The organism is Citrobacter sp. S55_ASV_140 (assembly GCF_018919505.1).
In the GTDB taxonomy this organism is placed as follows: Bacteria; Pseudomonadota; Gammaproteobacteria; order Enterobacterales; family Enterobacteriaceae; genus Citrobacter; species Citrobacter werkmanii.
Window position 1 is genome coordinate 1 of record NZ_JAHLQZ010000192.1, and the last position, 7,175, is coordinate 7,175.

Sequence of the window (7,175 nt, forward strand, 5' to 3'; positions counted from 1 at the left end):
CCTCAATACAGGGCGCATCATCACAATGCTGGCAGGACTGACGAAAATAGTGATACAGCGTTTCGTTGTCGTTATCCGAAACCGGAATATGTGCTATCGACAAACGGCTGCCCTGGTCAGGAACATGATTGGTTTTTCTGCATGCGCGGGCGCAAATATTACAGCCATTACACAGTGATTCGTCGTGAATCATGACATAACGAACGCCTTTAGTGCTCCTGGGGCTTGCTAACAAACTTTGACCTGGGCCGGTAAAAAAAATCACCGTCCCCATGCCAATGACAAATTTACGTCGGGTGAAGGACATCGGGTTATCCTCTAATGCTGTGACAGTGGTCGTCCACACATTCCATGACATCAACCTGAAGAATTCAGGGGTTCTGATACTGCTCAACCTCAAACCATTCGCACAGGCCGTACGCTTTGCCATAACTCATAAAACGTTCGCTGAACAAATAAGGCTCCGCATTTGACGATTCCACAGTGCGTATATCTGCGTAATCCGGGTGCGTTTCCATTGCCGAGAGCGCCGCTGCAACCTGCTGATCGCCAAAGCTATACGGCGGTTGCGTCAACATGGCGACCTTATAGGGGCGTGGATACGTTTGACAGTCGAAGCGTACCGCCTCGGCAATCGCGCGACAGATGTCGTTCTCCACCACCTGCACACACATGCTGGCGTAGTTTGCCGTCATGGTTTGCGTCGAAAAGAAATATGCCTCTTCAGCGCCGTGCACACAGGTAATATCCGCCCCATTCGCGCCCTGACACAGGGTATCCAGCAGCACGGTTAGGTCAGTCTCAGGAACCGAATACGGTGGCTGCAGGAAGACACTGCGAGCCACCAACTGACCCGATGCTGAATGTTGGCGGATAAATTCCGCCACTATCGACTCCGGGCTGGCAGGTTCCTGAACCTGCGGCGCGTTCACCTGTTCGGCAGGCGGCTGTAGCGTCTGCAGCCAGTGTCTCTTTTGGCTATCTACCTCATCAGGAAACGCCTCAATGGGTGCTTGAACGTTGCTCACGTTAGTCATCTCGCGTTCCTTACGCTGGCAACAGATCTTGTGCCGCCAGATCGGCTGCCACATCCTCAAGTCCGAGTCGATTCAGCGTTTCGCGCGTAGGACAGCCCAGCTCCGGATCCCAACCCATTTCCTGATAGAACATCGTCAGTGACAGGCGCATATCCTCCCGGTCCATCTTGTCGGTCCCCTCGGTGAAGACCGGGATCTTCGGATCTTTATCAAACACCCAGGAGCAAATGAGATCGTGCTCATTGCGCATATCTTTGGTTTGCATCAGTTTGACCGTATAGGCACGATGCAGGGTAAAGATACGTTCAGCGGCCAGATCCAGACTCGCCTGCGTGGTTTCATCGCCGGTAACCGCCTGGAAAAATTTCGCTTCCAGATCCAAATCTCCGCGATAATTACGGCTCTTGAGCGGCGAGACCGTCATCGGCCAGACCCAGTTGCATAGCGTGACCGCGTTATGCAAACAGACTTTCAGCAACGTCCATTTGGCATATTTGATCTTCGCGGCATTGATCGGGGTGTAGTTTTTGGTTTCGTCGTAGGCATCCTGCGAACCAAACAATTCGCCCGCCACTTCGCGCTGTAATTTCAGCGGCAAACCGGAACCGATGAAGTTAATATGGGTATGCGTCATACAGTCACGGTTAAACATACAGTTGGTGATCGCCCCAACCTGCGCTGAAGCCTCGTTAGCATGGTGGACAGGAAAACCAAACGGCGACCACAGTTTGTTCTTGGCATAACCCCAATACTCTTCGCCCAAATCCCAGCGTTCAGCAATGGCATATGAACCGTCCGCAAGGTGGCTGAGTTCCCCCACGCGATGCGCCAGCCGATAGTAAAAATCCTTAATAAAATTAGGATCGCCCGCTTCCAGCTGATCCCAGCGGATCTCCGCATACTCTTCCGCCGGCAGTACGCGCTTAAAAACGCCTTTCGAGTAGCAATAAGTAAAATCGCGGTGCAACTGCCCGTAGTTACACCAGATGCCATAATCGTCGAACAGGTTCAGACCAATCAGGTTTCCCACCACGCGCCCATCGTCTTTATCGTCAAAATCTTTCGGGCCATTGGGGAAAATGGTGGTGTGCACAAAGTTCGCCACGCAGGTGTTGCCACCGGTACTCGGTACGCCAAAATCTTTCACCCGTGGGACATTGAGCTGTGACATACAACGAATCGGGCACGAATGGCAGCCGCTCATTTTTACCGTGTATTTCTCAGCGGCAGGTCCGAGATCGAACACGGATTTATAGGTACGGAAACCGACGGTATTCTGGTTGCCCGGCGGGATTTCACCCGTTTCAATTGGCCCGCCTTCCGCCGCTCCCCAGAACAGTCCCTTGCGGGCCGTCCAACGCGAGTTTGGCGAAGAGTATTCTGCCCAGGCCTGCGGGGTGCTCGGCACAACGTGGTTGTTGTTGGCGCCGATAAGCTCGGTCATCATGTAGTCATTGAGCCGCTTCATCTCTTTGCGGTCGGCAATGTTGACACCTTTGGTCCCTTCTACCGCAATGGCCTTCAGATTTTTCGAGCCCATCACCGCGCCAGTACCGGCGCCGCCGCTGTGGTTGCGGCTGTTGATCATGCAAGAGAGCGGTACCAGATTTTCCCCCGCCTGGCCAATCGCGGCGACGCAAGTCTCAGGGCTGGTAATGCGGCAAATCTCTTCGGTTGTGGCACGCGTGCCCTTGCCCCACAGGAAATCGGCTTTTTCGATGCTGACTTTATCGTCTTTGATGTTGATCCAGACAGGCGCCGCGGACTTACCTTCGATAATAATGGCGTCGTAACCGGCAAATTTCATCTGTGCGGCGAAGAAACCGCCCATGTGGGCATCTACGACTAAATTACCTTTGGTAAATGTTGACAAGGAGGTGATATTGACGCGGGAGCTACAGGGTGCGCCCGAGCCCGTTAATGGCCCGGTGGCGAAAACCAGTTTATTCCCTTCATCAAACGGCATGGTGCCTGGCGGGACTTCGTCGTACATAATTTTATACCCAAAGCCCATCCCACCGATAAATTTCTTAAATTTACTGGAATCTTCATGGGTGATATTACCCGTGGTGAGATTGATCCGTAAAATATTACCTGTCCAACCGTTAGCCATCATGTTTTCCTTTGCAAGAAGGTTTAATAGATATACCCGTCAGGCAGCTTTTTTATTCAAAACTGCGCTATTTTTGGCAATTAATGACGCGTATCAGGCATGCCTGCCCTCTATCAAACGGTAATATCTTTCCACTCGATAATTTTTAATGCCCCAGTCGGGCACGCATTGGCGCATTCCCCGCATAACACACATTTTGAGGATTTTTTCGTTTCCGTGTTGACGGTCGCCATCATCCACGGGCAGGCTGTGGTACAAGCGCTACAGCCAATGCAACGTTTATGGTCCACGGCAATACAACCGTCTTCCTGCTTCCAGGTAATGGCGCCAATCGGGCAGACCTTCATGCATTGCGGATCTTTGCATTGGCGGCAGGTATCCGCGGTATAGTTTAAATCACCATACAGTCCGCCACCGGACCCGACGCCATCATCGCCAAAGAAGTAATTACGATGAATTTTGATGCGGGAAAAGAAGGTGCCAACGGCCCCATCGTTATAATTGGTACAGGAAATCTCGCAGCGATGACAACCAGTGCAGCGTGCTCGCTGCGTTACCAGCACACCTTTCGGCGTATTGATAAGTCCAACGGTACCGCTGTCGATATCTTCCTGCTTACAACCAAAAAGTGATAACAACGCGGGTGCAATGGTCAGTCCTGCCAGACCCTTTCCGGATATACGTAGGAATTCAAGCCGCGTTAAACCACAATCTAAAAATGGACGATCAACCTGGTTCATTTATTTCGCATCCTCTTCGCAAACGCAGTAGCGGCAACACATCAAGGCTAATTTTTACGCACAGATCGGGCCAATTCGGCCATTAATGTTGCCAACAACACGTGAATATTTGCCCTAACCTGATCGTATAAATGACGGTGGTTAAACTAAATGAATCTAATCCTTTAGGGTTAGGCGCAATGATAATGTGGTTATTCAGCGCCCGTCGTTTTGATCGTCATCAATTAAAAAACGGAAGGAAAGTAATTAATGCGGAGTGAGATTTATTATCATTAAGATAAGTTGAAATAATATTTCATATGGCTTGCAAATATTTGTGACTTCACTCTCAAATATATTTTTATATATCAATCGATATACAACGAAATATACAGCGATGTGTGTTTCTCTAATTGCAGTCCTAAATTATATATATTGATAGAATAACGTGACGAGAATAAGAGGATGGCGCAAATGACTGCCCTCCTCTTTTTATGGATTATCCGGCCAATGCTTTAATAACGGTCTCAATGGCCTGTTTTTCTAGTTCACTGCGCTTTACACGCTGGTTGGCGAGGGTGGTTCTCAGCACACCCGCAATGACGATATGCTTTGGCTCTTGTCCCAGATCGCGCATTTCCAGTACTACTTTACCGACTATTCTGCACATTTCCCGGTACAACTCATCGTCTTTGGTCTGATTTCCCATATTTGCCCGCTCGTCATTAACTCAAACCAACAGCATATATCACTCTGGCTAATTAGACAAAATTCAATGAAAATCAAACAAATGTCATAAATCTATCGGATCCGCTGCAGTCGATTTACCAGTTCCGCAAGGCTCCGCGCCTGCATTTTTTCCATCACCCGCGCGCGATGAACTTCAACCGTGCGCACGGCAATATTCATAGCGTCCGCAATTTCCCGATTCATTAACCCTTTTGCAACCAGTTGCGCCAACTCTCGCTCCTTTGGCGTGAGCATCTGATAGCAGGTCACGATCTCTTGTCGCGAGAAAGCGGCGCGAGAAACCTGCAAAGCGTGCTCTAACGCCGTCTGCAAAGGCCCGGCGGACACCGGCTTTTGCAAAAAATCGACTGCTCCACGTTTCATTTGCTCAACCGCCATCGGCACATCACCATGCCCGGTGAGGAACACCACCGCCAGCGTACTTTCTCGCTGGCGCATCGCTTCATGTACAGCATGCCCATCCAGTACCGGCATACGCATATCCAGCAAAAGTACGCCCACCTGGTGCAGATTTGCCCCTGCGAGGAATGTTTCACCCTGCTCCCAGCAACATACCTCATATCCCAGACTTTCCAGTAAAAACGCACAGGCCTGGGTGACGGCAATGTCGTCATCCAGCAGATGAATTAATGCCACTACGGCCTCCCTCCTGGTTTTGCTTAAAATGTAATGTCACTACCGCCCCCGCTTTTTCATCAGGAGCCTGATGATTTTTGATCTCAATGTCGCCATTTGCGTAACGCACCAGCCGCTGACAAATGGCTAATCCCAGCCCCATACCTTCTTTACGGGTGGTCATAAAAGGCTGAAAAGCCTGGTACAACTGCGCCTCATCAATACCGCCAGCGTTATCCTGCACCTGAATACGCACATCCCCCTCCTCACGCTGAGCGCTAAACCACACCGTGGTTGCCCCGGCCTGGGCCGCATTGAGCACCAGATTGGCCAGCACCTGCTCAAGCAGAACGCTTGGCAGAGTCAGCCTTAACGTCTTGCCGACACGCGTTTGCAGCGCCACTGCCGGGAATTGCTGGGGCATGCGCAATAATTGCCAGACGTGATGAATTGCATCATGAACGTTGACGGCCCGCCAGTCATCGGTCATCACCGGATTACCCTGCGCCTGGCTGACCCACTGGCGCAGATTGTGCAACGTATCAGCGCCTCGCTGCGCCTGAGCATCAATGTTCTCCAGCGCAGGCAACAACGGATGCTGCTTATCCTGACCGCGCAGGCGGATCAAACAGCCCTGCGCATAATGGCGGATAGCCGACAGCGGCTGATTAAGTTCGTGGGCAAACCCGGAGGTCATCTCGCCAAGCACACTCATTTGACGAGCGGTTTCCAGCGCCTGTTCTTGTTTGCGCAGCAGAATGCTGTTCCGCTCCAGTTGCCTGCCGCGACGACGAACCAGCAGCATCACCCAGATATAATTGAGCGTCAGCAGCAACAGCACAACGGCCACAGCCCCCATAGCGAGCTGGTGCTGGATAAACCAACTTTTGACGTCCAGCCAGAGCTGACGCTGCTGCGGATGCTGGCGGACATCACGTAGCAACGCTTCTACTTCGCGTGTCGAGGCAGGCGCTCCCCAGCGAAACGTTGCATTCTGCGGAGAATTGAACAGCACCCGTGTGACGCGATCGGCGAGCTCGTCGCTCACTGCAGGCAGTGCCGCAAATGACCAGTCAGGATAGAGCGGCGTACTGGTTAAACAGGGAATCGAGGTCGGATGGTTGAGTACAGCCCTAAAGTCCGTTTTATGAATGAGCCCTTCCTCATCCATGTTTTCCAGCAGACACACCGGCACAATCACCGCCTGCACAGCTTTTTCGCGTAGTAAATAGAGTAAGGCATCGGCAGGAAAACCGGTAAACGTCAGGCGTAAATCGCGCTCAGGTCGCAGACCGGCATCGCTAAGTGCTTTATACCCCAACAAATAGCCGCCAAAAGCCTGAGCATCAATGGCGCCAACCGTTTTACCGATCAGATCATGCGCGGAAGTGATTCCACTATCGCGCCTGACGAGAATCGCGCTACCGATCACGTTACTGGCGGCTTTGCCTCCCCGGGTAGAACGTAACGACGCCAGCCAGCGTAACGCAGAGCGGTTGTTTAGCTGTACAAACTGCGCCGGATTGGTGACCACAAATTGTACCGTGCCGCGATTCACCGCCTCCTGCATCTGGTGCAGGTCCAGCGGTTGTATATGAAACTGCTCACCGGGAATTTGCTGATTCAACAGGGTTTCCAACGGCTGCCAGTGCTGACGTGTGGAGATCTCCCCACGCATGGCCAACACGCCAATGTTCCATGTCTGCGCCGCGACCGTGCCGCTTAGCATCCACAGCGACGCCAGTACCGTCAGGCATCTTACTACGTTGCGTCCCACTCAATTATCCCTGTCAATTATGTTGTTTTAGATCAACAACAAGCCGGGTATGTGGTTAACCACAATAGAGTACCCCCCGTCACGATTTTTACACTGTAAATCATTGAGATTCTTTATTCATCACACACAAATCAACGGCGTGACCAATGTTTCGTTGTTGTACC

6 protein-coding genes and 2 pseudogenes are annotated in these 7,175 nt (G+C 51.6%); all 8 read right to left on the bottom strand.

Annotated elements, in window-relative coordinates:
* A pseudogene (locus KQJ18_RS19810) lies at positions 1-307 on the bottom strand (thiosulfate reductase electron transport protein PhsB); the annotation flags it as partial.
* Between the two features lie 64 nt (positions 308-371).
* Complete coding sequence (locus KQJ18_RS19815; protein ID WP_199979827.1) at positions 372-1,037, bottom strand: YdhW family putative oxidoreductase system protein; 666 nt, start codon at positions 1,035-1,037, stop codon at positions 372-374.
* A 10-nt stretch (positions 1,038-1,047) separates the two neighbouring features.
* Positions 1,048-3,150, bottom strand: a complete 2,103-nt coding sequence (locus KQJ18_RS19820) for an aldehyde ferredoxin oxidoreductase (RefSeq protein ID WP_159121328.1) — start codon at positions 3,148-3,150, stop codon at positions 1,048-1,050.
* A gap of 93 nt (positions 3,151-3,243) precedes the next feature.
* Positions 3,244-3,345 carry a hypothetical protein gene (locus KQJ18_RS24725; protein ID WP_306669596.1) on the bottom strand — a complete coding sequence of 34 codons (102 nt, stop codon included), beginning with the start codon at positions 3,343-3,345 and terminating at the stop codon, positions 3,244-3,246.
* Positions 3,321-3,890 (bottom strand): annotated as a pseudogene (locus KQJ18_RS19825) (ferredoxin-like protein); the annotation flags it as partial. The gene KQJ18_RS24725 and the pseudogene KQJ18_RS19825, both read right to left, overlap by 25 nt.
* 478 nt (positions 3,891-4,368) lie before the next feature.
* On the bottom strand, positions 4,369-4,578 hold the full coding sequence (fumD, locus tag KQJ18_RS19830) for a fumarate hydratase FumD (protein WP_038640291.1): 210 nt from the start codon (positions 4,576-4,578) through the stop codon (positions 4,369-4,371).
* 92 nt (positions 4,579-4,670) lie between these two features.
* On the bottom strand, positions 4,671-5,255 hold the full coding sequence (gene ttrR, locus KQJ18_RS19835; RefSeq protein ID WP_216422558.1) for a tetrathionate respiration response regulator TtrR: 585 nt from the start codon (positions 5,253-5,255) through the stop codon (positions 4,671-4,673).
* Positions 5,230-6,963 (bottom strand): tetrathionate respiration histidine kinase TtrS, encoded by a 1,734-nt coding sequence (gene ttrS / locus KQJ18_RS19840; protein WP_216422559.1) that lies wholly within the window; start codon positions 6,961-6,963, stop codon positions 5,230-5,232. The genes ttrR and ttrS overlap by 26 nt, the downstream gene beginning before the upstream one ends.
* Positions 6,964-7,175 lie beyond the last annotated feature (212 nt).

Bases quoted from the DNA above. Each gene is read 5' to 3' on its own strand.
- ttrS (WP_216422559.1), bottom strand. From the start codon at position 6,963: ATGCTAAGCGGCACGGTCGCGGCGCAGACATGGAACATTGGCGTGTTG.
- KQJ18_RS19815 (WP_199979827.1), bottom strand. From the start codon at position 1,037: ATGACTAACGTGAGCAACGTTCAAGCACCCATTGAGGCGTTTCCTGAT.
- KQJ18_RS24725 (WP_306669596.1), bottom strand. From the start codon at position 3,345: ATGTGTGTTATGCGGGGAATGCGCCAATGCGTGCCCGACTGGGGCATT.
- fumD (WP_038640291.1), bottom strand. From the start codon at position 4,578: ATGGGAAATCAGACCAAAGACGATGAGTTGTACCGGGAAATGTGCAGA.
- KQJ18_RS19820 (WP_159121328.1), bottom strand. From the start codon at position 3,150: ATGGCTAACGGTTGGACAGGTAATATTTTACGGATCAATCTCACCACG.